The organism is Rhodococcus sp. NPDC056743, from assembly GCF_042790355.1.
GTDB lineage: Bacteria > Actinomycetota > Actinomycetes > Mycobacteriales > Mycobacteriaceae > Rhodococcus_F.
This window is the reverse complement of the sequence record NZ_JBHTZI010000002.1, coordinates 64,474-89,767: the sequence shown is the minus strand read 5'-3', so window position 1 is coordinate 89,767 and position 25,294 is coordinate 64,474. Positions and strand designations below refer to the sequence as shown.

Sequence of the window (25,294 nt, the reverse complement as noted above, 5' to 3'; positions counted from 1 at the left end):
GCTGTTGATGCAGGCGTAAAACTGCGTTTGCCATAGACCTTCGTCCGTGAATGAACAAAAGATCAGTTCGTCTCTGCTCCGGAACAGTTGTTGCCGTTGATGAGTGGAGTAAACGATGCTGCTATCTCTGCGACTGAGGGCAGAGATAGCAGCATCCATCGATCTACCGGTTATGGTCTACCGAAATTCGATGTGGAGAACCAGCCGTTACTTGATGATGACCGTACTCGGGTCGGTTTGCACACCGTCCTTCATGGTCAAGACGATCAGACCGTTTCCGCATACGGCCTTGAAACCGGCGATTGCTTGTCCGTCACACGTGAAGGTCAACCCTGCGCCGGCGGGCAGCGGGATGTCCTTGGCAGAACGGATTGCCGTGTCTAGTGCTGCCGGCGATGTATCGGTGCCGGCGACGGACTTGGTGGCACGAATCAGGCCGAGCATTCCCTGATAGCCGGTCACGGCGTAACCCTCGGTGGGTGTGTTGGGTGAGTACTTTTTCATAACCTCCCGGTACAGAACGCTTTCGGGGGAGTTGGAGACTGTGTCCGCGGATCCGATGATCTTAGTGCCGTCCATGGCGGCACCGACGGCGTCGACGACGTCCGCGTTGGCGCAGGATTGAACTGCCATGGTCTCGGTGGTCGAGCCCAGTGTGTTCAGTGCTTTCAGGATGGAAGTGCAGATCGTTGACTCGCCGTAGACGACGATACCGTCCGGGTTACTGTCGAGCCCCGCGTTCACCTGTGGAGTGGCGTCGGGGGTGCCGAAGGGGATGGGGATGATCTTCAGATTGGCGCCGTTGGCGGCGAATGCGGGTACGCCGATCTGTTCGAGTGATCCGGTTGCCGCGGGGAGATCAATCGTATATGCGACAACGTTTTTCATCCCTTGCTCTCCGGCGTATTGAGCCATGGCCTGGGAAGTGTTGGAACCTGCGGTCCACATGTACGCACCATCGCCAGTGGTCTCGACGGCGCTGCCACCGAGCGCGGCGACGTAGGGGATACCTGCTGAAGTGATGATGGGTGCGATGATCTGGCCGAGGCCACTGCTGGGGAGTACTACCGCGGACACCTTTGCTTCGACCATCTGGTTTGCGCAATCGCGTGCAGAGACAGGTTCTTCTTGTTGTTTGCAGATCACCAATTCGACAGGGCGGCCACCGATTCCACCGAGTTGCTCGTTCGCATATTTTGCGGCGGCTTCGGCGGCTTCCCGATTTTCGGGCTGTGAAACAGCCTGCCCATTTTCGTTGTTGACGAACCCGATCTTCACAGGTGTGCCTGTGGCGGCGATACCGGGGAATGCGCCGGCGGGCAGATCTGCCGAAGAGGAGGACGATGAGGAGTCGGAGGTGTCGCCCGCGCTCTCGCTACTACAGGCAGTTAATGCTGTCATGGCAACGACGGCAATGGACGCCGCCACTATCTTTGAGACATTCAGGCCGTTCGAGGGTTTCATCGGAGGTCCTTCTGTTGGGATGGATACCATCGGCCGCCGTTGAAGCCATGGCGGACGTCAGGTGAATCGGAGGGAGACGGCAAAGCGCTCCGGGTTTCGTTTTTTCCTGCTCGTAGTGGCGTAATCGCCTGCCTTGTGTCAGACGATCGTGCTCGGTTCAACAGCGTTCACGGTCTCTACGGCTTCCGTGCGTGGACGTTCGTTCGCGCCCAGATATGCGTCTTCGATCAGGTGAGGGTTTGCCGCAAGTTTGGCGGCATCCCCTTGTAAGACGTTGTCACCGTGGCGCAGAACGAGTGCTGTGTCGGCTACCGTCAGTGCGAGTTGCACGTGCTGTTCGACGAGTATGACGGCAGTTCCGGTGGTATCGGCGACGGTTCGTAGTACCGGGAGAAGCCGTTCGACGATGACAGGTGCCAAACCCATGCTCAACTCGTCGACGAGAAGAACTTTCGGGTGCTGAATTAGTGCGCGGCCGATTGCAAGCATTTGCTGCTCTCCACCGGACAGTGCGCCGGCGTGGACTTTCAGTCGTTTATTCAGCTCTGGAAAATAACCGAGAATCTTTTCTCGCGATGCGGCCCATTCCCGTCGTGATTTCACCGCCAGTCGAAGATTTTCTTCCACCGTCAGAGTTGTGAACAGTGCGCGATCGTCGGGGACGAACACCAGCCCGGCGTCGGATGCGCTGCGTGCGTGCCCGGACTTGACGTGATGTCCGGTGATCTCCACCGTGCCGCCGAGACTGGGCAACAGACCTGCCAGCGTGAGCAGCATAGTTGTCTTGCCTGCGCCGTTCGGTCCGAGGAGCGCGAGGATTTCGCCTTCGCGTAGTTCGAGATCGAAATCGCGAACGCAGGGTCGGCCCTGCGAATAGCCGGCATCCATATCGGTGCACTTCAAGACCGCGGTCATGCATTCAGCTCCTGTCCGGTGTGCGTCGCGCCAAGGTAGGCCCGGGTTACTGTAGGGTCCGTGCGTATTTCTTCCGGAGTGCCGATTGCGATGACTTTGCCCAGATCGAGAACGACAATCCGGTCGCAGACTTCCAAGACCAGCTCCATATCGTGATCGACCATGACGACCGTCAGGCCTGAATCACGTACGGCTCGTAGTCGATTTCCTAGCCACATGCTTTCGGTGCTGCCCAGTCCGGCAGCAGGTTCGTCGAGCAGTACGACGCGTGGCCGGCCGGCGAGAGCGCGGGCAACCGAGACCAACTGGCGTTGTCCTTGAGAGAGTTCCTTGACCGGGCGGTCCGCGACCGAGCTCAGGTGTAGTAGTTCGAATAGTTCGTCGAGTCCCGCGGAATCGAGTGGCGGGTTGTCCGGTCCTCGATGGTGTGACGCAGTGGTGCCGACGGAGACGTTTTCTCGCACTGAGAGATCGTCGTACAACTCGATACCTTGGAACGTGCGCCCGAGTCCGGAGCGACTGCGTTGAAAAGCTCTCTTGCCGTCCAGGTTCAGGCCGCCGATAGCGACACTGCCGGTGGCGTCGGCAAACCCGCTGATCGCATCGATAAAGGTGGTCTTGCCGGCTCCATTGGGGCCGATGAGTCCGATGATCTCACCGTCGCGTACATCGAATGAGACGTCATCGAGTGCTGTGATTCCGCCGTATCGGACACCGATTCCGTGGCTGGAGAGGACGACGTCACCGATCGGACGGGCAGTGCCGACGTATGGGGTTGTGCTGTCCAATCCCAACTCGACGTGCTCGGACTCTGTGTCGGGAGTTGCGGGGGTGGTCCTTCGGCGCAGGTAATCGACCATCTTGTGCACTTCGGAGATGATTCCCTCGGGATTCATGATGACGGTGACGACAAGGAGAATCCCGGTGATCACCGCGTAGTAGCTACCGACGTTGGCCACGCGGTCGAGGAAAATGAACATTATTCCGCCCGCCCCCATGACTCCGGCGAGTATTCCGCCGGAGACACACGTGACACCGGCAAGGTAGGCGACTGCGAACATCGCGATACCGCCCATAGCAGAAAAGGATTCAGGAACGGCCATGGTTTGTTGGTAAGCCATCAAGGATCCGCCGAGACCGGCGATGAACGCGCCGATCGCGAATGCAATCAGTTTGGTGCGGGAAACGTTGATGCCGGAAGCCGCAGCAGATCGCTCGTTTGCTCGTACTGCGAGCATTGATGCACCGAGCCGACTGGTTCGTAGTTTTGCCGTACCAACGGCGATGATCACCAGTACTACAAGGCAGAGAATGCCGAAGGAGATTTTCGGATAGGAGTCGCCGGATCCGATCCCGAGATCGATACCGAACAGCGATGGGTCGTCGACTTTTGCTCCGTTGACGCCACCGTTCAACTTGTTGTTGCGGAACCAGAACATCTCGAGGAATACCGCGAGGCTTAATGTAACCACCGCGACGGGTAGTCCTCGGATGCGCAGTGCCGGTAGGCCGACGACTACCCCGATCACCATCGCCACCAGTGCTGCGAGAACAGGGGCAATGGGGAAGGGGATTCCCCACTCCGTGGTGAAGCGGCTGAGCATGAATGCGGCCACTCCGGCAAGCGCTAACTGCGCCAACGATATTTGTCCTGCGAAGCCGGTGACAACCACCTGTGAGATCGCGATGACAGCGAGGGTGAATGTCAAGATCACCGCACCGCGGTAGCTGCCGTGAGTGAAAACGAGAAATCCGAGTGCGATCACAGTGAAGACGACTGTGGGGATCACCAGGTTCTTGGGTCGTGGCGCGGCACCAAGGGTGTTCTGGATGATCGCACCACGTGTGGGGAGCGGTCGTCCGCGGAGGACGAGGAATACGAGGATCAGGATCAGCGGAATCAACTCGGCCATTCCCGCTTGCGGTAGCCAGCTCACCGTCGCCTGCAAGTGTGTCATTTCCGACTGGAGCACCCCGATTCCGAGACCGGCAGCCACAGCCGGCCCGATGGAATTGAAGTTTCCGACTAGCGCCGCGGCGAGAGCCGGAACGATGAACATTGTGTAGGAGATCGGGATGAGCGGCACGATCGGGGCGATGAGGATGCCGCTGAGCCCAGCGATCATGGTGCTCAGTGCCCAGTTGGCGTAGGCGATTCGTTCGGGGGAGAGACCGGTGACGATCGCGCCTTTCTCCGATTCGGCAGCTGCTCGGGTTGCCAGTCCGAATCGGGTCAATCGGAAGACGAGTACGAGCAGGATGGTCAGGGCGATGATGATGACGGCGAACCAGATTCGGTCTGCCGGTATACGAATGCCGCCGAATTTCATGACATTGGTGGGCAGGATGGCTTTCACCGAGACTGGAGTTGTGCCGACCCTCGCCGCCAAGAGAGCCTGAACGGCAAGCATCAGAGCGATCGAGGCAACGGCCTTGGCGGTGGCCGGCGCGGTCCGGAGCAGCCTGAATACCGCGAAGTACATCAGGACGCCCAGGGCTGCGGCGATGGCCATTGCTATCGCCATCGCTGGGATCAGTCCTAGCGGGCCACCCAGATCGAGGGTTTTGGGCAGGCCAGGTATCGGGATCAGGAGTTCGCCGCCGCGTAGGTAGGCGTACGTATATGCGACGTAGAGCGCGATAGCGCCGGTCGCGAAGTTCACTACGCCCGAGCTTCGGTAGGTCATGACCAATGCCAGGGCGAGCGCTGCGTAGACAGCGCCGTTACCCAGCCCGAGGAGCAGGAACTGGAGATCTTGGGTCATCACTTGGGTCTTTCGCTAGAAAGGGAAGAGTGGCTACTGCATTCGGATCAGTTGAGGATGACCTCAGGGTCAGCTAGCTAGTCGCCGCGACGGCCGCTGACCTTCGCGCTGACATCTCCCGAGAGACTTAGGTCACTAAGTCAGGTTTCTACTATGACACAACATGATGATGTACGTCACTAAGTGGGTGAAGTTTCAGCTCGCCCGGGTCGGCTGCAAGTGTGTCGCCGGTTGTCCTGCGGCGGGAGTCGTGTTCGAACACTTTGCACGGGATGAGTGTAGTGATATCGCATAAATACTTGCAGGACAACGGATTTATGCTTTTAGTTGATGTCGACTGAGCTGGCGGAATTGCTACTGTTCGGGTATCGCTGAGTGGGCGATCTCCAGCTCAATAATTGGACAATGATGAGTAAGTATATAGATAACTTAGATATCGAACTATTTACTGTTTTCACACATCGAATTCCGCACTGCACTAATCGGTGTGGAGGTGGCAAGGGCCTTTGCTGCCTTTGTGGCTTGCAGCGAAGTCGGCTTCGGCACGGTAGATGCTCTATGGCGTGGCGACGTGCCTTCAGTATGAAGGTTTTCGCCTGAGCGAAAACGTCTCGGCGGTCGTCCCAAGAAGGCGTGGCGAGATGTCGGAGGTGTCAGGTTTCGCGACAGATACAGGCCTGCGTGTCGAGTCGACCGTTCTAGTCGCTGTGGCGAGGGGCGAAGCGCTTTCGGATCAATGCTGATTGGGTGCATTTCGTAGCCGGATCGTCGGCGGATAAGGACGGAAATCGTTGTGCGCCAAAATTGTTAGAGCCCAGAATGCAGAGCTGGAAGGACAGCGATCTAGGTCCAATTTCATACTCTCGTAACGAAGGCTGCAGATGCTTCGTTGAAGTCGGTACGCGCGCACTGGGAGGCGTCACAGGCCCTGCCGGGCTGATGGCTTCCTGATAGAGATCGACCGAGTCCCAAGTTGGGCGGATGATCTCCAGCTTGGTTGGGGCGCTTTGACAGAGCGATATCGATGACTCGATCGTTGAGCGAGTTCGCCTCTGGTGCTGTTGCCGGATGCACCCGGTATTACTGCATGGAAATTGACTCTCCGCCTTGATGTCCCGGTTGTATATTTGTCCGTTCCGTCAGGCGGAATCATCGGCGATGACTCAGCTCTGAAACTGGTTGACTTGGTGAGTCGGTTCGGTCGAGGCGCGTTCAGCGCTTCATCGAACAACAGCAGATCTAGGCTTCGGAGGTAGAGAGAGTATGGGACTATGTATAGGTGATCAGATCGAGTGAAGAATCGACGAGCATGATGAATGCGCTTGCTGTCGTGGCAGATTGGAAGACGCCACAGCCCGCGAATCAAACTGAGAATAGTCGATCGGTACAGCCTCGACTGGACCGGGGATTTGTCGAACATAGACTGATCACGATGCGTAGAGCGGTTGGGCAGCTTGTCGGCGTTGGTTCCCTGGACTGCGAGCGACTGGAAATCGATCCGGCGACAGGGCTTGTCCTTGAACGGATCCTGGCGCTACTGGTCGATTTGGCGGTTACGATCAACAATCATGTCGCGGAAAGCCTGCTGGGTGAAGTGCCACAGAAATCGGCAGATTCGTTCGGCGCGGCCGAGAAGGCCGGGATGATCGACGCAGAGTTAGCGACCGCCCTAGTGCCATCGGAAGGTCCGCACAACGTTCTTCTGCAGCTGTATATGGACACTGAACCCGAAGAGGTCGCCGCGGTTGTGTCGGCAGCGACTTCCGGATATGCGGAGTACGTGCAACAGGTCACTCGCTGGATCGAGGCAAATGCGTCTGTGTGACTGATCTGTCAAGGAATAGCGAGCCAATTCTCGAGCGGATCTCGGTAACTTGGACATGCAGATAGGTAGCGTAGATAGGGAACACCCTATCGGGTCACGGATCTCAGTATCGTGATGAACATTCTAAGATCTCGGTCTTCGAGATCCGTGTTTCTTGGGGATTGGGAGCGACCGGCTTGATGACGAGTGCGGAAGATGCAGAGGCATGGTCGGCGGGTCCGGAGAAGCGCGCGTCGCAGGTTGCTCGGCAGCTCGAGGATGAGATCATCGGTCGGAAATGGCCGGTTGGGGAGGTCTTGGGGTCGGAGCCCGAGTTGCTGGAGCGTTTTGGAGTGTCGCGGTCGGTTTTGAGAGAAGCGATTCGGCTGCTCGAGCACCATTCTGTCGCGCGGATGCGTAGCGGTCCAGGCGGCGGGCTAGTGGTGTGTGCGCCGAACGCATCGGCATCCATGCGCGCGTTGGTGATCTACCTGGAGTACATCGGGGTCAGCGTCGAAGATCTGCTCCACGCCCGATTGCTGCTCGAGCCGCTCGCAGCTCGGTTGGCAGCGGGAGTGATCACCGAGGACGGGATCGATCGGTTGCGGTCGATCGTGAGCCTGGAGCAGGAGCGGATCGGCGATCCGAATTGGTCCTTCGACGACGAGTTTCACATTCTGCTTGGAAGCTTGTCCGGTAATGCAGTGCTGCAGCTGTTCATCGAGGTGGTGATGCTGCTGACATCCCGCTACATTCGCGCTTGGGGGCCGACCTCCAGGGAGGCGGGAGCGTCGGCTAAGGCTGTTGCCATCGCGCGACACGTTGAAGTCGTGGATGCTGTAATCGCAGGTGACGCCGCAGCGTCGGAGATCCATCTAAGCGCCCATCTCGAAGAGATTCAGGAGTGGATGCTGGCCAACCAGATCCGGCGTCCCTCCAATCGCATGCGAACTCGACCGAGCGACCCCAACCCGAATGCCGCTAAAGGCACCAAGCTTGCAGAGGTGATCGCCGGCCGTATTCACGACGACATCACGAGCGACGGCTGGCAGATCGGTGAGGTCTTCGGATCGGAACCGGACCTTCTGGCTCGCTACGAGGTCAGCCGTGCGGTCCTGCGTGAAGCGATCCGGATCCTCGAACACCACAGCGTTGCTCGCATGCGCCGCGGGCCTGGCGGTGGACTGGTCGTACTGGCCCCCGACCCTACTGCGAGTATTCGTGCGATCGCTCTCTATCTTGATTTCGAGGGTATGAGCCCCGACCAACTTCACTTGGTCCGTGAAGTGATAGAGCTAGGGTGCATCCAGACCGTCACCGCCGCCGCAACTGCTCCCGACGTAGCTTCGCGCCTACGCGCTGCACTTGACCACGCCACAATGAACGGTGACTCCGGCGACGTGTTTCACGCCGAAGTTGCAGACCTTGCCGACAACCCGGTCCTGACACTGTTCTTGCGCGTCATCACCGATCTCTGGACCCGCCACAGTCGCTCCGAAGAGTCCATGACTCCAGCCGTCGAGTCGCAGGTCCGGTGCACGCACGACAAGATCCTCGAGGCAATCCTCCTTGGGGACGAGGGGCTCGCTCAGCATCGCATGCGGCGTCACCTGCAGGAGCTCACCACATGGTGGCATTAGGTTTGGGAATGTCTACCTGTCGGCGACCCAATGCAAGCGCACACATACCGATATTGAACGGCACGCTCTTATCTCTTATTCGGACATGTTGCAGGGCGCAGTGATTCGCCTATGTCTGGGTGCTCTCGTGGCCGCCCAGTCGCGATGTGGGATGTCAGGGACCCTGACCACCTGACTTCAGGACATGGTCAGGTGGTCAGTGCGGGAACTCGTGTTTCACAGTCTCGTGTTTCACAGTGTTGAGAGTCAGGGTTCGATATGCGGGTCCGGACGCATTTCTGGTCCGGTGCGCCGGTCGTGCTCAGCTTGCGCATGAGAAGTCGCTACAACCGGGTGCTTGTTCCCCCAAGTCTGTGGGTCGCATTCCAGATCGCGGCGGCGGTGCTCCGCACTGCTTCCGTCGCTATGCCCCATCTCATTCGCCCCGCGGGTGCGGTAACGGATACGGCCCCAATTACGCTTCCAGAGTTTCGGATTGGTGCGGAAACGCAAACGAAATCTTGATAGATCTCGCCACGATCGAACGCTATTCCGACCCTGCGAACCTGACTGAGCTCGGTTCGCAGCGCAGCGGGGTCCGTGATCGTATTCGTCGTCCTCCTGAGCATGGGTGAGGAGGTTACTGTGCGGATGGCATCGTCGTCGAACGCGGTCATCGCCTTGCCTAATGCGGTGCAGTACGCGGGATTTCGTCCGCCGCGCCGGGTCGGCAAACGGACTGCGCCTACCGCGATACGATCGAGATAGACGACCTCGGACTGATCGAGGATGCCGAGTTGTGTGGACATTCCGGTCTTGGCTGCGAGGGCTTGCAGATGTGGGATCGCGGCTTCGTAGAGTTGGTTTCCTTCGACGGCAAGACTTCCCAGCTCGAACATGCGAATGCCGATGCGGTAGCCGTCCGGAGCCCGTTCGATCCATCCCACCTGGCACAGTTGATCAGCGAGGCGATGCAACGTCGATTTCGGCAGCCCAGTGCTATCACTGAGATCGCCGAGACCGAGCACCTGCTGTTTGCCGTTGAACGCCCCCATGATGGCAGCGACCCTTCCCATCACGGTGCGTTCGGGTCGGAGCCGGACGTCAGTTCCGACATGATCGACCTCCATGGACGATATGTACTCGTCCATGGACTCGACCACTGACTCCATCGGCGAAATCGACGTGCACTGCGTCAAACTCGATGTCACGGCTGCCACCTCCCAATTCAGGCTACTAATAGACACCCAATTCGATCTGAATCTAGGATTGCATGCGCACATCCCGGACTGTTTTCTAAATTAGTGTCCTTTATTCCTGTAATCAGGGTCACATCAACGAGCGCGCATGTCAACCCCTGCGTGTCGAATCAGCTAAATCGCCCGCGTAGGCGCAGTCACTGCCTGGTGGAGACGTACGCACAGCGGCGTGCCAACCTTGTCCGCTGCCGGATACTGCAAGTGCCGATATCCAAACTCTGGTCCTCGTGTGACGAAAGTGTCGCGAGGCCGGCACGGATTTCGGCGAACGGAAGTGGACTCAAAGCCGGAACGGCGGCTTCCGAGCCGTGGGAAACTCGAGCGTCGACCCTGCCCCTGGGACGTGGTGCCATATTTGGTGGAGTGTCGAAACAGTGTGCGCAGGGCAATCCGGATCTCGGGCCCTCGCGATTGCTTCCGGCGGGATCGAAAATGCTCGGTCACATCAGGTATTCGAGGCCGATCACGTCCAATGCTCCGGTGATACGGCATACGGCCGGCGCACTAATCCTCGAGTTGGTTTTTATTCGCGGCGTTCGCGCCAGGAGGGGGACGTTGGCTGCGGCGCAGTATGCGACTTCTGGAACCTGTCGGGTGATGCGATTTGACCCTCGAACTTCGATCGAAAATCAAAAAGCAAGTACCGCAGCATAATTCATCGAAGAATGGTGATACATAGCTGATCTCTGTGTTCATGATCGACAACGGTGTCGATGGTGTGCCTAGCGTCACCGGCGAGTTACCCGATCGTGCGCGATCAGCGTGGAGAGATTCGTGAACGTCATATACCTACGCGGCGTTGTCGGAACAAGTCGGCGCATCCCGAAATCAGGAAGCGAAGGGTGCTTGCCGCTCGATCGGTGACGTGGTCTGGATCGGGGTCGAGGGATGAACACACTTTCAGCGGTCGCCCAGGTGCTCCACGACTGGAAGGTAAGTCCGTCGACAGGAAGTCCGCGAAGTCACTGACTGCGCGGGCCTGAGTGCGCGCCGTTGGTCAACTTTCAGGATGATCTTTGGTCGATGTGGATCGCAACAATACCGGGAGGGGATTTCTCCGCTCGCCCAGATTTCACTTGACACAAAGCAATCGACCGCACGCACGGAAAGTTGGATAATGCTGACGTCTAGGCAAATCGGTGATTCAATCGTCGCAGAAATGGTGAAGGGTTCGGCCAGTGGGCACTGGCCGGTCGTCCAGGAAAGAGCGGGTTCGACATTCACGCAGGAAGATTCGAGGGCTGTCTCGGGTTGTGAATAGTCGCGGGGCGGACGCATTGTGGGCAGCGGCCGTGCACATATCCGTGGGATCGTGATCGTCGGCGACAGAAACGCTGCCGGGATCTATTTCCGGCGGATGGGATAACAACCGCCCGTCCGAAACTTTGTCGACCGCATGCTCGGCTCAACGAGCCGTTAGGACTTGTGAAACCTGCCTCGAGGAGCCGGACCAGCGGTCGATCATCAATTCGTGTTGCCGCACCAATCTGCAACTCCAGAAGGACAATTGGACTACATCTGCTACCGCGCCGCCCGGTCGATGATCGGATGGGGTAGTACGTAGCGGCACGAGCGGTGCGGAGCGCGGTAGCTTCGATGTCTTCGCACGCGCAAACTGCCGCCCTGTCTCTCCGGGTTGAACAAGTTCAGGGCGGCGCCGTCATGTGAAATCGAGTAGCGATCGGCTGCTACTCAGCGATGTACCCAGCCTGCGTCATGCCAGTACGTCTCGAGCTTCTCCATCGCTTCGGGCCAGGTCTCGATGTAAGTGACGCCTTCGGGTCCAGCAGTCATGATGTATGGCGTGCCGGCCTCACTGATCCAGAATTCGCCTGGACCGATGGTCTGGCTACCTTCCTCGCCGTCTTTGCCCCAGGCCACATGGAACTCACCCTCGAATACGATGATCAACTCGTCAAGATTGTGATGGTGACGAGGCACCGAGAAGTTCGGGGCGCACCGAAGGCCGTTGAGATTGAACGACCTGTCTACCTTGTTCGAGACCCACATATTGCCCTTGAAGGTCTGTTCCATATCAACCGGCGCATCGGCGAGGAGTCCTCCTTCGTTCCAGAGATAGGAGGGAAGGTCCTGATCGACCGACAGGTCGATCCAACCTTCTTCTTCGGCCAGCAGATTGAAGTATTCGATTGCCATACGTCGAAGTCTGTCGAACATGATCGGGTGTGTCACCAAGGGGTTCCGTTGGACGGAATGGCATTCAATTGGCAGTGTTCGACAGTCCCGTTCCATCAAACGGAATTCTCCGGAGACAGGATTATCCAGCCGCACATACTATTTCGAAATGGCACTTACTTTTGGTGATCTGGTGGACGACGCGGATTGGATTCCTCTGGGCCTTGATGTGGCGCCGAGTTACTTCTGGAAGGACGGTGGTTTGCTGATTGACGCGCCGGTGGATTTCGCGGCGACATTCGGCGGGTCGATGTGGGTGACCACCAAGCCGATCCAGGTAAAGCGGTTCAATCGAAACCCTTTGCGGGTGCGACCGAACTTTACGGTACCTCGCCACCACCACAACATGGACGAGCTGCTGTTTGTCTTCGCCGGCGAGTACAGCATCGAGTACGAGGAAGAAGGCGAGTGGAAGACCGTTCGAGTGCGTCCGGGGGAATTCTTTCTCAGTCGTGCCGGCACCGCGTACACGATGACAGCCGGGCCAGAAGGTGTCACCTACATCGAGACCTGGCCGAAGCCGGTGGCCGAACTGGAGACGTACTGGCATGACTTCGGCTGGCTGGAAGCACCGTCGAGCTAAGAGGAGGAGACACGACTGATGGCTGAACTTACGTATGAAGACACCAGCAGGACTCTGCAGACTGCCAGAGGGCAACTGCACTATCACGAGGCCGGTGACGGACCTCCGCTACTCCTGTTGCACGGTTCAGGTCCGGGTGTCAGCGGATGGGCTAACTATCAGGGCAATCTGTCCGCTTTCGCCGAGCATTTCAGGACGCTTGTTCTCGATTTTCCGGGATTTGGCACGAGTTACTCGTGCGAGGAAAATCCGATGGTCGCAGCGTTGCCGGCAGTGCTCGATTTCCTGGACGGTATGTCTCTCGATTCTCTTCCAGTCGTCGGTAATTCGATGGGAGGAAACATCGCGGTGCAGCTCGCGTCCAGGCATCCAGAGCGGGTGAGTCGGCTCGTTACGATTGGAGGTGTCGGACTGCCCGTGTTCAGCCCGTCGCCTCCGGAAGGAATCAAGCTCCTCGTGCAGTTCGTCGAGGACCCTACACGGGAGAAGTTGATGACATGGATGGAGTCCATGGTGTACGACCCCTCCATCCTGACGGAGGAGTTCGTCGAGATGCGTTGGCGGACAGCATCGGACCCGGATGCACTCGCCGACGTCAAGAAGCTGTTCAACTTCCGTTCGCTGGCGGCTATGCGTAACCGGGGCACCAATGCTGCCGATCAAGTTGGAGCACTGACGAAGATCCAGGCACCGACACTGATCACCTTCGGACGAGATGATCGTGTGACACCGCTCGACAGCTCGCTCGTTCCGATGCGACTGATCCCGAAATGTGAGCTGCATGTCTTCTACGATTGCGGGCACTGGGCGATGATCGAACGCAAAGACGAGTTTGAAAGCGTGGTGCTCTCGTACCTGCTCCGCGACCGGAAGCTTGCACCAGTGCTCTGAATTCCTTCTGCGACAATCTTTCTGCCCCGGCGATCCAGTGGACCGCCGGGGCATAAATGTCTCAGATCGGAGTATGTGAAGTTGTGTCGCCAGAGCCGCACGATGTCGACTCTGGCAAAGGCGGCGCTCATAGATCGCGGCAGAATTGCCGCGCAGATTCGTGGTTAGGACACACGGCGTCGCAGTAGACGTGCCGCTTGGTGTTGTCGGGCGCATGGCGTCGCTTTGAAATGTGTGGTTGGACTGCTGGACCAGCCGTGGAAATTCCTTGTAGACAGAGATTTTGACGTAGCGAGCAGTGGAGAACCGAAGTTCGGCAGAAGTACTTGTGCTTATCGTGTGGACGTTCTACAGTTTGCGTGATGGAGCTCACTACATATACAAAGTATGACATGTCATACAGGTGGATATTGGTAAGTGTCTCTACCAGGCCCTGACGAACCAGGGCAGAGGCCGGCCCTGCCGTAACGATCCGATCTTCAAGGAAAGTGACAAATGAGTAATTCCGAGTACCGCATGTTGATCGACGGTGCGCTGGTCGCCGCGACCGGGGGCCGTACCTACGAGAATGTCAACCCGGCGAACGAAGAAGTCATCGGTGTTTCGCCGAATGCCGGTGTGGCGGATGTCGAGCGGGCGATCCTGGCCGCGCGGCGGGCTTTCGATACCACGACGTGGTCGACGGACACCGAGTTTCGTCAGCGGTGTCTGGTGCAGTTGCAGTCCGGTCTGCGTAAGAACGCCGAAGAGATGCGGCCGGTGATGGTCGCAGAGGGTGGCTTGCCGGTCGCCTTGACCTACGACGTGGCGCTCGACGGCTCGATTGAAATGATCAGTCACTACATCGATCTCCTCGACACGTTCGAGTTCGAGCGGGTCATCACCCCGGTTGCCGGTGACGAGCAGGCGCACCGCATCGTGCGGCGTGAGGGTGCCGGTGTCGTCGCGGCGATCACCGCATGGAACTACCCCATCTTCTTGGCGATCGCGAAGTTGATCCCCGCGTTGGCTGCGGGGTGCACCGTGGTTCTCAAGCCGGCGCCGGATACTCCGTGGAATACGTTGGAGATCGGTCGTATCCTGCTCGAGCACACCGATATTCCGGCCGGTGTGGTCAATATCGTCAGTACTGATGACAATGACGTGGCGTCGGTGCTCACGACCCATCCTGAGGTGGATGCGGTCACGTTCACCGGGTCGACTGTCACGGGTCGGCGGATCATGGCGGCGGCTGCGCCGACGGTCAAACGTCTCACTCTCGAGCTCGGTGGTAAGTCGTCAGCGATCCTGCTCGACGACGCGGATTTCACCTCCGCAATTCCGTTCGTGGCGGCCACCACCCTCAGCCACGCGGGTCAGGGCTGTGGTATCTACTCGCGACTGCTGGTGCCCCGCGCCCGACTCGACGAGGCCGTCGAGATTGCGGTCGCATCGATGCAGCAGATCCCGTGGGGGGATCCCACCGATATCGCCAACTACATGGGACCGCTTGCCAACAAGCGTCAGTACGAATCGGTGCTCCGCTACTACGAGATTGCGAAGGCGACCGGGCGGATTGCGCTGGGTGGCAAGGCCAGTGACCGTTTCGAGAAGGGCTTCTGGGTCGAGCCGACTGTGCTCACCGACGTCGATTCCCTCTCGACGGTGCCGCAGGAGGAGATCTTCGGTCCGCTGCTGAGTGTGCTGCCCTACGAGGACGATGCCGACGCGGTCGCGATCTCGAACAACACGATCTACGGTCTCGCCGGCGGTGTGTGGAGCGCGGATGTCGAGCGGGCGCAGCGGGTGGCCAACGGTATGCGAGCGAGCTCCATCCAGATCAACGACCAGATGTGGAATCACCGGTCGGCACCGTTCGGTGGCTACAAGCAGAGCGGAATCGGCCGTGAGTGGGGCGTTGAAGGTCTCGAGGATCTCCTCGAGGTCAAGACCATCGCCCGTCCCGCCTGATTCTTAACCTGATATTTCAGATATCCACGTATTGAACAACATTGAGATTCACTCGAGAGGAAACTTCGATGGGCAGAGTTGAAGGTAAGGTCGCATTCATTACGGGCGCAGCCCGCGGACAGGGACGCAGTCACGCGGTGCGGCTTGCCGAGGAGGGCGCGGACATCATTGCGGTCGATCTGTGCCGCAACATCGAGACGAACTCCTATCCGCTGGGGACACCCGAGGACCTGAAGGAGACCGTCCGTCTGGTCGAGGCGCAGGGCCGCCGTATCGTCGCTGTCGAAGCCGATGTGCGTGAGGCGCCGCAGCTGCGTTCCGCACTCGATCAGGGGATCTCGGAATTCGGCAAGCTCGACATCGTCGTCGCCAACGCCGGTATCGCCCCGATGTTGGGGGGCCCGAACATGCAAGGCTGGCTCGATGTCATCGGCGTCAACCTGATGGGTGCGCAGAATGCGATCCACGAGGCGTTGCCGCATCTGAAGGCTGGTGCGTCGATCATCGCGACCGGATCGACTGCAGCGTTCATGCCCAACGATGTCGTGGAGAATCCCGGCGCAGATCCGGGCGGCTCCGGTTACACGGTCGCGAAAATGATGCTCTCGCAGTACATTCACGAAATCGCTCGCGCTCTCGCACCGCAGATGATTCGCGCGAACATCGTCCATCCGACGAACTGCAACACCGGCATGCTGCAGAGCGAGGCCATGTACAAGATTTTCCGTCCGGATCTCGAGAGCCCGACTCTCGACGATGCTGTCGGCCCCTTCCATGTTCAGCAGGCAATGCCGATTCCGTGGGTCGAACCCGTCGACATCAGCAACGCAGTCCTGTACCTCGCCTCGGACGAAGCACGCTACGTCACCGGCACACAGATGCGGGTCGACGCAGGCGGTTACCTCAAGATGCATTCCTTCCACCCGTAAACACCCACTGACAGCTCCGAACGTTCTCGCCTCGGTGTGATGTGAAGCGAACCTCCGGTGGGGGTGTGGCTTATCGAAGCCCCGCCTCCGACCGGAGGATTTGCTGTTCTTCAGTATTCCCGGCAGAACGATATCGATGGTGCGCGGTCGCTCGTTGGCGACGGTGCGGTTTACTCCGATCGAACGAAACTCCGGATGCCGCGCAGAGATTCCGCGCACTAACACCAGCGAGGTCTGCCGACTAGTACCGACCTAGTCGGGCAGCGTTGTGTTACGACGTAATCGTCTGTACAGCAGTCTCTTTCTTCATTGCAAGGTTTCGTGCATCGCCGGAACGTGGCAGTTCATGTTGCTGTGGGCACTCAGAGGTGGAATGAATCGTGAATCTGACGCAACTCGCCGAGCAATACGAGAGCAAGCTTGCCGTTGTCATGGGAGGAACGGGAAAATCGCTGACGTATCGGCAACTCGAAGAACAGTCGAATGCGATTGCGCATCTATTTCGACTGCGAGGATTGATCGCGGGCGATCACATCGCGATCCTCATGGAGAACGAGATTGAAGTTTTCCCTGTCGTATGGGCGGCGCAACGCTCCGGGTTGTTGTACACGCCGGTGAATTGGCATCTCAGCGCCGATGAAGCGGCCTATTTCGTCGAGGACTGTGGCGCTCGGCTGCTCGTACATTCTGAATCACTGAGTGATCTGGCGCGGAAGGCGGAAGCGGCAGCACCCCAGCTGAAGTCACGGTTAGTGGTGGGCTCGGGTGCGGGAGATTCGCTAGAAGTAGAGATACAAGGGGTGCCCGTCACACCTATTCCGGACGAGTCCGAGGGCTATTACATGTTCTACTCGTCCGGCACCACGGGCCGTCCTAAGGGAATTGTGCCGGAACTGACAGACCAGCCCTTTGGGTCAGGGCTCCCTATTGATTCCAGGATGGCCTCTGCCTTCGGATTCGGGCCTGAAGCGGTGTACCTCAGTACAGGTCCGCTTTACCATGCCGCACCCCTCGCTTGGTGCCTGGGAACAATGCGCAACGGAGGGACTGCCATTGTTATGGAGCGGTTCGACGCCGAGTCTGTTTTAGTCCTCATTGAGCGGTTCTCGATTACACATGGCCAGTTTGTTCCCACGATGTTCGTGCGCATGCTCAAACTCGACGACGTCACCCGCTTGCGATACAACATCTCGAGTATGGAACTGGTAGTTCACGCAGCAGCTCCTTGCTCCATCGAAATCAAAGAGCGGATGATCGACTGGTTCGGGCCGAAGCTGACCGAGTTCTACGGTGGTAGCGAGGGCACTGGATTCTTCATGATTGACTCCCCGAACTGGTTGGCGCATAGGGGTTCTGTCGGACGAGCTGTTATCGGTGTGGTCCATGTGTGTGACGATGAGGGGGTGGAACTACCAGCTGGGAATATCGGAACGGTGTGGTTCAGCGACATTCGCAGATTCGAGTATCACCGTGATCCTGTGAAGACCGCAGAGTCCTTCAACGACAAAGGTTGGAACACGCTCGGCGATCTTGGGCATGTCGACGAAGACGGATACCTCTATTTGTCTGCACGGCGCACCGATCTGATTCTCTCGGGCGGAGTCAATATCTATCCTCGGGAAATCGAAGACGAACTCGCCCTCCATCCTGCAGTCGACGATATTGTGGTAGTCGGACTTCCTGATGATGAGATGGGGCAGAAGGTGCACGCAGTAGTCGCGGTGGCGCCGGGTGTCGTAGCCGACGAAGCACTGGTCGTAGAACTCATCGAATACTGTCGAGCGCGTCTTGCCCGATATAAAGCTCCGCGGTCGGTGAGTTTCGACGAGGTACCCCGGCTACCCAGCGGAAAAGTACTTCGCCGCGAGCTGATGGCACGTTTCGGCGAAGCATGAACGAAGAAACCGGTCAGCCCAGTTCTGGCGTGGTTCGGTCCCGATGGACTGCGGAGAAGTACTTTCCGCACAACGGAATACCTGGTATCGAGCCCGTCGAGAATCTTGATAGCGTCCCATCAGGGCCAAGCTGGTGTTTCCGACGGCTTGACTCAGAGATCGAACTCTACTTTTCCGGGCCGAAAAAACCGCCCGAACAATTCAGATTGAAAATACGGATTGGCGGGGCTGATGGGGCATGTAAGCGAAGGCGTCGACGATTGGTTTGAGGGCAAGGCGGCGGTTGTCACCGGGGCATCGCGCGGCATCGGACGCGCTGTGGTCGGGAAGCTGGCGGTCCGAGGTGCATCGGTTGTCCTTAATGGGCGGGATCAGGCGGTTCTGGATCTCGCTGTGAAGGAAATCGAGGATGCCGGCGGCTCTGCGATCGGGGTTCAGGGCGACTTCACTGAACCCGGATTCCCCGAAATGCTTGTCAATGCTTGTCAATCCGAGTTCGGCAGAATCGACTTTGTAGTCAACAACGCGGCGACCAGTGCTCATTCGGGACGGGTTCTGGATTGTGGAAGGGAAGCCTTCAGCACGACAATCCTGTCCAACACCTGGCCGGCCGTGGCGATTATCCAAGCAGCCGTGGCAGGTGGCCTGCCAGCAGGTTCGGCGATCGTCAACATCTCTTCGGCCGGAGCACAACGCGTTCACGAGACGGCGGGTGTCTACACTGCGGGAAAGTCCGCACTCGAGAGCCTGACCTTCACTCTGTCACGCGAACTCGGCCCGCATGGCGTCACAGTAAACGCCATCGAACCCGGCATTATCAAGACAGATCTCGCCGGAGCGATTTGGAGAGGCGAGCGCGAAGAAGCAGAGAGCCGACTCATCCCGATGCAGCGCCTCGGAGCTCCTTCCGATATTGCAAACGCCGTACTCTATCTCCTTGGGCCCGAAGCACGTTGGGTCAACGGCTCGGTATTTCGCGTCGATGGCGGACGCTTCCATGTGGGTGGGGAGTCCGCCCACAAGATCGGCGTCTTTCAATGACTTCTCCTTTCGCGTCCCCATAGGTCGCAAGTGCGACTGCCAAGAACCGGAAGTTTCTTCGAACAGATGGGTAGAGAGACGATGACAATAAGAGTTGGTGTGGTCGGTTTGAGCGCGACGGGAAGCTGGGCGTCGTACGCGCATCTTCCCGCACTGCGGGCTGTCGAGGGCTTCGAAGTGCGCGCGTTGGCAACGAGTTCCCCCGAATCAGCGCAAGCTGCAGCCGAGGCCTACGGGGTGCCGCTGGCGTTTTCGAGTGTTGAGGACCTCGCACGATGCGACGAGGTTGATCTCGTGGTGGTGGCAGTCAAGGTGCCCCACCACCGAGAGCTCGTCCTCAAGGCTTTGTCTGCAGAGAAGCCAGTGTTGTGCGAGTGGCCCCTTGCCAACGGGGTCGCCGAGGCGGACGAACTAACCAGGGCCGCTGACGGCAAGCACGCTTACGTCGGTTTTCAAGGAACAGCTGCGCCGGCTGTGCGCTACCTACGGGACCTTATCGCCGACGGATTTGTCGGTGAACTGGTCTCCACCAGCCTGATCGCAACAGCTGGCCCCTGGGGTGGGCCTGTCGGGGATCGCACTGAGTACCTACTCGACAAGTCCAACGGTGCCACTCTGCTGTCTATCGTCTTTGGCCATCTTGTGGATTCGTTCAGCTACATCGTCGGCGACTTGGCCGACCTGAACGCTACTACGGGTGTACGGCGCCCCACGGTGCTCAACATCGATTCTGGTCAGTTCGTCACTGCCACGGCAGAGGATGAGATTGTCGTGACGGGAAATCTCACCAACGGCGCGATTGCTTCGCTCCATCTCAGAGGGATGAATGATCACTCCAGTAAGTTGATCTGGGAGATCAATGGCACCGATGGGCACCTGCGGATCGACGGGACCGGGGGCACTCTGGCCAACCCGGTGACCATCCGGGGAGCGCGCGGTGACGGTGCTTTGAGTGAACTGCCGGTTCCTGACGGCTACGATCACCACGCTGATTTGGTCGGCTCACCTGCCCACGCTGTCGCCCACGCCTACGACCGTCTTCGACAGGACCTCGATGGGGGCACCAGGCAGGCGCCGGACTTCGCGCACGGGCTCCAGCGTCACCAGTTGCTCGAGGCCATTGAACGAGCAGCGAAAACCGGTTCACGCCAGTGCATTCAGGACCAGTGACGGAGTTCCACATGAACGCAGAAGATCTACTGCAGCAGTTGTGGACCGTCGAGTCCATCAAGCGGATGCGTGCTCGCGTCGCGCGATTCCTGGACACCAAGCGGTGGGACGAGTTCGGGGACTGCTTTACAGACGACGCAACACTCGAAGCGCCCGAAGCAGATCTACGGTGGAAAGGGCGGGCGCGAATCGTGCAGGGAATCAGTGCCGGTATGGACGGTGTACGTACTGTTCACCACCTACACGCTCCGGAGATCGAGATCACCGGCCCGGACACTGCGACGGGTGTCTGGGCCATGTCGGACGTTCTCGAGCGCGTCTCTCCTCGGGGATCCACGATCACGAACGGCTACGGGCATTACCTGGAGCGCTACGAACGCCAGGAAGGACAGTGGCGCATCCGATCTTTGCGCCTGGAACGACTCCGCATCGACAGCTGATATGTAGATCGACGTCAAGCGTCATGGTGAGGCGCCGCCGGGAATCTACCCCGGCGGCGTCTCGTTGTTTCCTTGCTGAATCCAGTTCAGCGCCGGATACAGGGTCCGTAGCCACTTGAATTGATGCACAGGACTTTTCGCTGCTCGCCCGATCACAGTCGTTGAATCGGCCAGGTGCGTCTCTCGGCAGGCTCAGCTGCTCCGTTGGACGGCTGGGACGAGATTCTCGATGGCAGCGGAGCCGTGATTCTGTTGTCGGATCAGCGGTTGGTACGTCCGAGGTCGACGGGTAGCTGAATGCCGGTGACGTGACGGGCTTCGTTGGAAGCGATCCATGCGACGGCAGCGGCTATATCTTCAGACTCGCTAACCGGGTCGGGGAGACTTCCCATGAACAGCAATCCTAGGTCTTGACGTGCCTCCATCTTCTGATGCAGTTCGGGGACAGTGAGACCGGTGGCGACCCCGTGCGGATGAACACTGTTGACACGGATTCGGTACTTGGCAAGTTCGTTTGCCATCGTCTTCGCGAGGCCCGTTACACCGTGCTTTGCCGCTACATAGTCTGCGAGGAACGGAAGACCCTTCAGGCCGGCGACTGAGCTGGTAAAGACGATCGAGCCACCGGTTGCCTGCTCGATCAGGATCGGCACAGTGGCTTTGGCCGTGTAGAAGGCACCGTGCAAGTTATTGTCAATGGTGGCGTGCCAGTGATCGAGATCGATCTCCCAGGACAACGAAGCGGTGGTCATGCCTGCATTAGCCACTACAACATCAAGTCTGCCGAGCTGATCGACCCCGTTCTCGACCGCGGCTTTGAGTGCGCTGAAGTCTTTGACGTCTGTGACGCTGGTGACGACACGTCGGCCGAACTTCTCCACCAGTCGTGCCGTTTCGTCGAGGTCTTCGGTTGTCGGGCCAGGGTATTCAGCAGTAGGGAGGTCTTCACAGATGTCGAGCGCGATGATGTCTGCGCCTTCGGCTGCGAAGCGGACTGCTTCAGCGCGTCCCTGTCCTCGGGCCGCTCCGGTGATGAACACGACCTTCCCCTCGTACCTATGGCCGTTGGGGGCGTCGGGGATCGGCGCTTCGGGAATATCAATGGTCATTTTGCTCCTTGGTCGTGGAATATGGCAGAGTGCCATCAGGCACAGTATGTCTTCAGTCGAACCTATGCAACGTCAATTCGTTTCTGTTTCAATGGATTTCGATCTGTCAGCTAATTGATTTCGAGGTGGCTGGTGTAGGGATTGCAGGTTGCCGTCGCACTCACTCCGTGTCGGTGAACGCACATGTTTCATTGATATCGGTTGCGCAGCAGTGATTTTCCCGGATGGGCTTCCTTGCGGAAGCCGAATTATCGGGTACGAATGGAGATATGAACTGGCGCAGAACATTTCTGGGAACGCGAGGATGGCATTGAATGACCGTGAGGCGGGGCCAATCTGCTGTATCTAACCAGATTCAGCTCTGGGACCATCGATCGTAGCCACTGGACGCTACGGCCTGGCGCAGTGCCTGCGAGTTATAGGTAAAGAACTCAACCGGGTCGAACTCGACCACTACGCGGTTCGGCGTGTCGAGCAGCGACAACTGCTGGTTCGTTGCTTCTTCGTCGGCGCCCATTCCGACTCGCTTCAGGAACAACGGCAGAAGCCAACGCACCAGATCGCGATCTCCGTCGTGAACTGTCGCCATCGTCTTGGAGGTGACCATGGCGCCGGTCATCTCGGTGCCCAGGCTCGAGACCACGACACAACTCTCGGGACGTGCGCGCAATGCCTGCACTCGCTTGCGGTTAGTCGTGGTGTGGACCCAGAACTTACCTTCCGATCGCACAAATGAATGTGGCATGGACACCGGCCATCCGTCCTTGTTCGTCCAGCTGACGGTGCACTCGTGCTGTAAGTCGAACAACTTCTCACGGTCGTCCTCGGAGAGTTTGAAGGCCGACAGATCCTCGAGATTATCGATTCTTTTTGCCATGCTCAGAGATGCTATGGGGGTTGCGCGCAAATCGGTCTTGACGATTCCGCTCAACGGTACAGCCCTCGACGAAACTTACTGTGCGACATCAGGGGTCGCGAAGGATCCCGCATGGATTCATCCGGTCCGGTAGAGAGCTTGTCGTCCGGGAGTGCGTTCCGAGCACCCGGTTCGCCCTGGCGAATCCTCGAACGTGAGTCCGCCTATCTGCTGTATACGGAGCATAGAGGTCTATCTCGACCGTTCACCCATGTTTAGTTCAGTGCCGATACGGGGTTCCGCCAGGCGGTAGCGATGAGGAGATCTCAGTGCCAGGCCTGCATGCAGAGCTTGACGCAGCAACAATATCGATTTCGCTATCGCATTTTTCCACCGGCTAGGCAGAGATCGACTGAGTGCAAGTAGATCTGGATGCGGACCTGGCGTGACGACCGTGTGGATCTCTGGCGGCGAAGCTGGAGTTTCGGCGAACGCGAGGGATGCCCGTGGATCATTGACAAACTGAGCTCTAGTGATTAATTTAACACATACCAGCTGGTCGTACGGCTTGTGAAAGGTTCTCCGCGTAAGCGTTTGTGGAGGAAATGCTTGACTTCCCATGTTGCGAGTCATCCGAATGGTTTACGGAGAGGTGTCCGATGAGGACTGAAGACTTGATTCTTGTAAGCACGGACGATCATGTGATCGAGCCGACCCACCTATTTGAAGGTCGACTTCCGAAGAAGTACGCCGACGCGGCACCCCGCTTCATCACCCGCGAAGACGGGACAATGGCGTGGGTGTACGGGGACGCCGTCGTGTTGAACCCCGCGGTGCAGGCGGTAGTGGGTCGACCGAAGTCAGAGTGGGGCATGGACCCCGTGTGTCGGGAGGAAATGCGACCGGGCGTCTACGACATCCACGCACGTGTCAAGGACATGGATGTCAACGGCATGCTGGGTTCGATGTGCTTCCCCTCGTTCGTCCGTTTTTCCGGTGCACTCTTCTTGGAAAACGGTGATCGTGATCAGTCTGCCGCCATGGTCCGTGCCTACAACGACTGGCATATCGACGAGTGGGCTGGTACGTACCCAGGCCGGTTCATTCCGCTGGCCATTCCGATTCTCTGGGATCCGGTATTGGCAGCCGAAGAGATTCGCCGGGTAGCGAAGAAGGGTTGTCACGCAGTTACTTTCACTTCCAATCCTTACGACTTGGGTCTGCCGAGCATCTATCAGGACCACTGGGATCCGTTCTGGCGTGCGTGCGAGGAAGAAGGAACTGTCGTGTGCATGCACATCGGCTCCAACTCGAAAGCGCCGACGACGTCCCCGGACGCACCTGTAGAGCTGATCTACTCGCTGTCGCCCATCGGCTCGTTCGAAGCTGCCGCGGATCTTGTGTGGAGCAAACTGTTCATCAAGTTCCCTCGACTGCGCGTCGCACTCTCAGAAGGTGGAATCGGTTGGGTTCCATACTTCCTGGAGCGTTTGGACTACCTGTACAACCACACTCAGCATTGGTCGGGTATGGATCTGGGTGGCCGTCTGCCTTCGGAACTGTTCAACTCGAACGTCATCACGTGCTTCATCGACGACGAGGTCGGCGTCGACAACCTGCATCGACTCAACATCGACAATGTCACGTGGGAATGCGACTATCCGCACTCCGACACGATGTGGCCCAACTCCCCAGAGGGAGCAATGCGCTACATGAACAGAATCTCCGATGAGACGATCAACAAGATCACCCACCTCAACGCCATGAAGCACTTCCAATACGATCCGTTCGCTCATATTGCCCGAGAGCAGGCCACGGTCGGAGCGCTGCGCAGTCGAGTTCCGGATTGGGACACCAGTGTCGTACCTACCGCGCACATGCGTCCGGATGCCACTGTAGGAGCATAATTTCATGACCGGCATGTCCGATGACCGGTCGCGGGAGTTGGGTGACGGCTCGAGGTTCGTCAACGTGATGAGGGCGAAGTCATTCCCTGAGTCGAAGCCATGATGCCTGCGACGCCACCAGCAAGAGACCTGGCTGAGTCCATAGAGGTCCGGTGGCGCCGCAGGCATCAGGGCAATACGCAGTGTTCGGATCCGGCGCACCAGGCAACACCGGCATCAATTGTCTGACGGAGTTCGTCGGTTAGGTGGAGTCGACATCGGATATGTCGATAATTCGCAACATGATTCGACCTCTCTCGTCGCGCTGGACAATCACTGAAGGGCAACCGAAACTCGATCCCTACGCCAGCCGGTACGAGTCGTGGATCGATAGTGGTATGTGTTTGCCCCCTCGGGGCCTCGAAAATATCGAATAGATGTAACAGAGCTTCTGTCGCACTGCGACTAGTCGCGGACTCGAATTCGGATAGCGGATTGTGAGAACGCCGATACCGGGTGTGG

Annotated in this window: 18 protein-coding genes; 11 read left to right on the top strand and 7 right to left on the bottom strand. The window is 58.4% G+C overall.

The features are described 5' to 3' along the window. Positions 1 to 207 precede the first annotated feature (207 nt). The 3 genes from ACFRFQ_RS04825 to ACFRFQ_RS04815 form a co-directional block, all read right to left on the bottom strand. Positions 208 to 1,464 carry an ABC transporter substrate-binding protein gene (locus ACFRFQ_RS04825; protein WP_378653753.1) on the bottom strand — a complete coding sequence of 419 codons (1,257 nt, stop codon included), beginning with the start codon at positions 1,462 to 1,464 and terminating at the stop codon, positions 208 to 210. Between the two features lie 138 nt (positions 1,465 to 1,602). After that, positions 1,603 to 2,379, bottom strand: coding sequence for an ABC transporter ATP-binding protein (locus ACFRFQ_RS04820; protein WP_378653751.1), 777 nt, complete (start codon positions 2,377 to 2,379; stop codon positions 1,603 to 1,605). Further along, positions 2,376 to 5,144: an ATP-binding cassette domain-containing protein gene (locus ACFRFQ_RS04815; protein ID WP_378653748.1), complete on the bottom strand. Its 2,769-nt coding sequence runs from the start codon at positions 5,142 to 5,144 to the stop codon at positions 2,376 to 2,378. Before ACFRFQ_RS04815 ends, ACFRFQ_RS04820 begins: the two co-directional genes overlap by 4 nt. Positions 5,145 to 6,576: 1,432 nt before the next feature. On the opposite strand from ACFRFQ_RS04815, the gene ACFRFQ_RS04810 reads away from it, so the two are divergent. Together ACFRFQ_RS04810 and ACFRFQ_RS04805 are read left to right on the top strand one after the other, a co-directional pair. Further along, positions 6,577 to 6,969: a HepT-like ribonuclease domain-containing protein gene (locus ACFRFQ_RS04810; protein ID WP_378653745.1), complete on the top strand. Its 393-nt coding sequence runs from the start codon at positions 6,577 to 6,579 to the stop codon at positions 6,967 to 6,969. Positions 6,970 to 7,148: 179 nt separating this feature from the next. Next, positions 7,149 to 8,588, top strand: a complete 1,440-nt coding sequence (locus ACFRFQ_RS04805) for a FadR/GntR family transcriptional regulator (RefSeq protein WP_378653743.1) — start codon at positions 7,149 to 7,151, stop codon at positions 8,586 to 8,588. 323 nt (positions 8,589 to 8,911) lie between these two features. Here the strand turns inward: ACFRFQ_RS04805 and ACFRFQ_RS04800 are convergent, their stop codons facing one another. Both ACFRFQ_RS04800 and ACFRFQ_RS04795 read right to left on the bottom strand, forming a co-directional pair. Then, positions 8,912 to 9,778: an IclR family transcriptional regulator gene (locus ACFRFQ_RS04800; RefSeq protein ID WP_378653740.1), complete on the bottom strand. Its 867-nt coding sequence runs from the start codon at positions 9,776 to 9,778 to the stop codon at positions 8,912 to 8,914. A 1,740-nt stretch (positions 9,779 to 11,518) separates the two neighbouring features. Then, positions 11,519 to 11,983: a hypothetical protein gene (locus ACFRFQ_RS04795; protein ID WP_378653737.1), complete on the bottom strand. Its 465-nt coding sequence runs from the start codon at positions 11,981 to 11,983 to the stop codon at positions 11,519 to 11,521. A gap of 148 nt (positions 11,984 to 12,131) precedes the next feature. Between ACFRFQ_RS04795 and ACFRFQ_RS04790 the strand changes: the two genes are divergently transcribed. From ACFRFQ_RS04790 to ACFRFQ_RS04755, 8 genes are all read left to right on the top strand, one after another. Further along, the gene (locus ACFRFQ_RS04790) at positions 12,132 to 12,605 is read left to right on the top strand and encodes a cupin domain-containing protein (RefSeq protein ID WP_378653734.1); all 474 of its coding nucleotides are present in this window, start codon (positions 12,132 to 12,134) and stop codon (positions 12,603 to 12,605) included. Positions 12,606 to 12,620: 15 nt separating this feature from the next. Beyond that, positions 12,621 to 13,496 carry an alpha/beta fold hydrolase gene (locus tag ACFRFQ_RS04785; protein WP_378655044.1) on the top strand — a complete coding sequence of 292 codons (876 nt, stop codon included), beginning with the start codon at positions 12,621 to 12,623 and terminating at the stop codon, positions 13,494 to 13,496. A gap of 495 nt (positions 13,497 to 13,991) precedes the next feature. Continuing rightward, entirely contained in the window at positions 13,992 to 15,446 is a 1,455-nt protein-coding gene (locus ACFRFQ_RS04780) for an aldehyde dehydrogenase family protein (protein WP_378653731.1), read from the top strand. A 68-nt stretch (positions 15,447 to 15,514) separates the two neighbouring features. Continuing rightward, positions 15,515 to 16,375, top strand: a complete 861-nt coding sequence (locus tag ACFRFQ_RS04775; RefSeq protein ID WP_378653728.1) for a mycofactocin-coupled SDR family oxidoreductase — start codon at positions 15,515 to 15,517, stop codon at positions 16,373 to 16,375. Positions 16,376 to 16,806: 431 nt separating this feature from the next. Beyond that, positions 16,807 to 18,270: an AMP-binding protein gene (locus tag ACFRFQ_RS04770; protein WP_378655042.1), complete on the top strand. Its 1,464-nt coding sequence runs from the start codon at positions 16,807 to 16,809 to the stop codon at positions 18,268 to 18,270. A gap of 231 nt (positions 18,271 to 18,501) precedes the next feature. Then, positions 18,502 to 19,311, top strand: coding sequence for an SDR family NAD(P)-dependent oxidoreductase (locus ACFRFQ_RS04765; RefSeq protein ID WP_378653725.1), 810 nt, complete (start codon positions 18,502 to 18,504; stop codon positions 19,309 to 19,311). Positions 19,312 to 19,392: 81 nt separating this feature from the next. After that, positions 19,393 to 20,481, top strand: coding sequence for a Gfo/Idh/MocA family protein (locus tag ACFRFQ_RS04760; protein ID WP_378653722.1), 1,089 nt, complete (start codon positions 19,393 to 19,395; stop codon positions 20,479 to 20,481). Between the two features lie 11 nt (positions 20,482 to 20,492). After that, positions 20,493 to 20,921, top strand: a complete 429-nt coding sequence (locus ACFRFQ_RS04755; RefSeq protein ID WP_378653719.1) for a nuclear transport factor 2 family protein — start codon at positions 20,493 to 20,495, stop codon at positions 20,919 to 20,921. A gap of 260 nt (positions 20,922 to 21,181) precedes the next feature. On the opposite strand, the gene ACFRFQ_RS04750 is transcribed toward ACFRFQ_RS04755, so the two are convergent. Next, positions 21,182 to 22,030, bottom strand: coding sequence for a mycofactocin-coupled SDR family oxidoreductase (locus ACFRFQ_RS04750; RefSeq protein ID WP_378653716.1), 849 nt, complete (start codon positions 22,028 to 22,030; stop codon positions 21,182 to 21,184). A 355-nt stretch (positions 22,031 to 22,385) separates the two neighbouring features. Beyond that, positions 22,386 to 22,907, bottom strand: coding sequence for a pyridoxamine 5'-phosphate oxidase family protein (locus ACFRFQ_RS04745; RefSeq protein ID WP_378653713.1), 522 nt, complete (start codon positions 22,905 to 22,907; stop codon positions 22,386 to 22,388). 638 nt (positions 22,908 to 23,545) lie between these two features. On the opposite strand from ACFRFQ_RS04745, the gene ACFRFQ_RS04740 reads away from it, so the two are divergent. Continuing rightward, positions 23,546 to 24,793, top strand: coding sequence for an amidohydrolase family protein (locus ACFRFQ_RS04740; protein WP_378653710.1), 1,248 nt, complete (start codon positions 23,546 to 23,548; stop codon positions 24,791 to 24,793). The last annotated feature ends 501 nt before the right edge of the window (positions 24,794 to 25,294 follow it).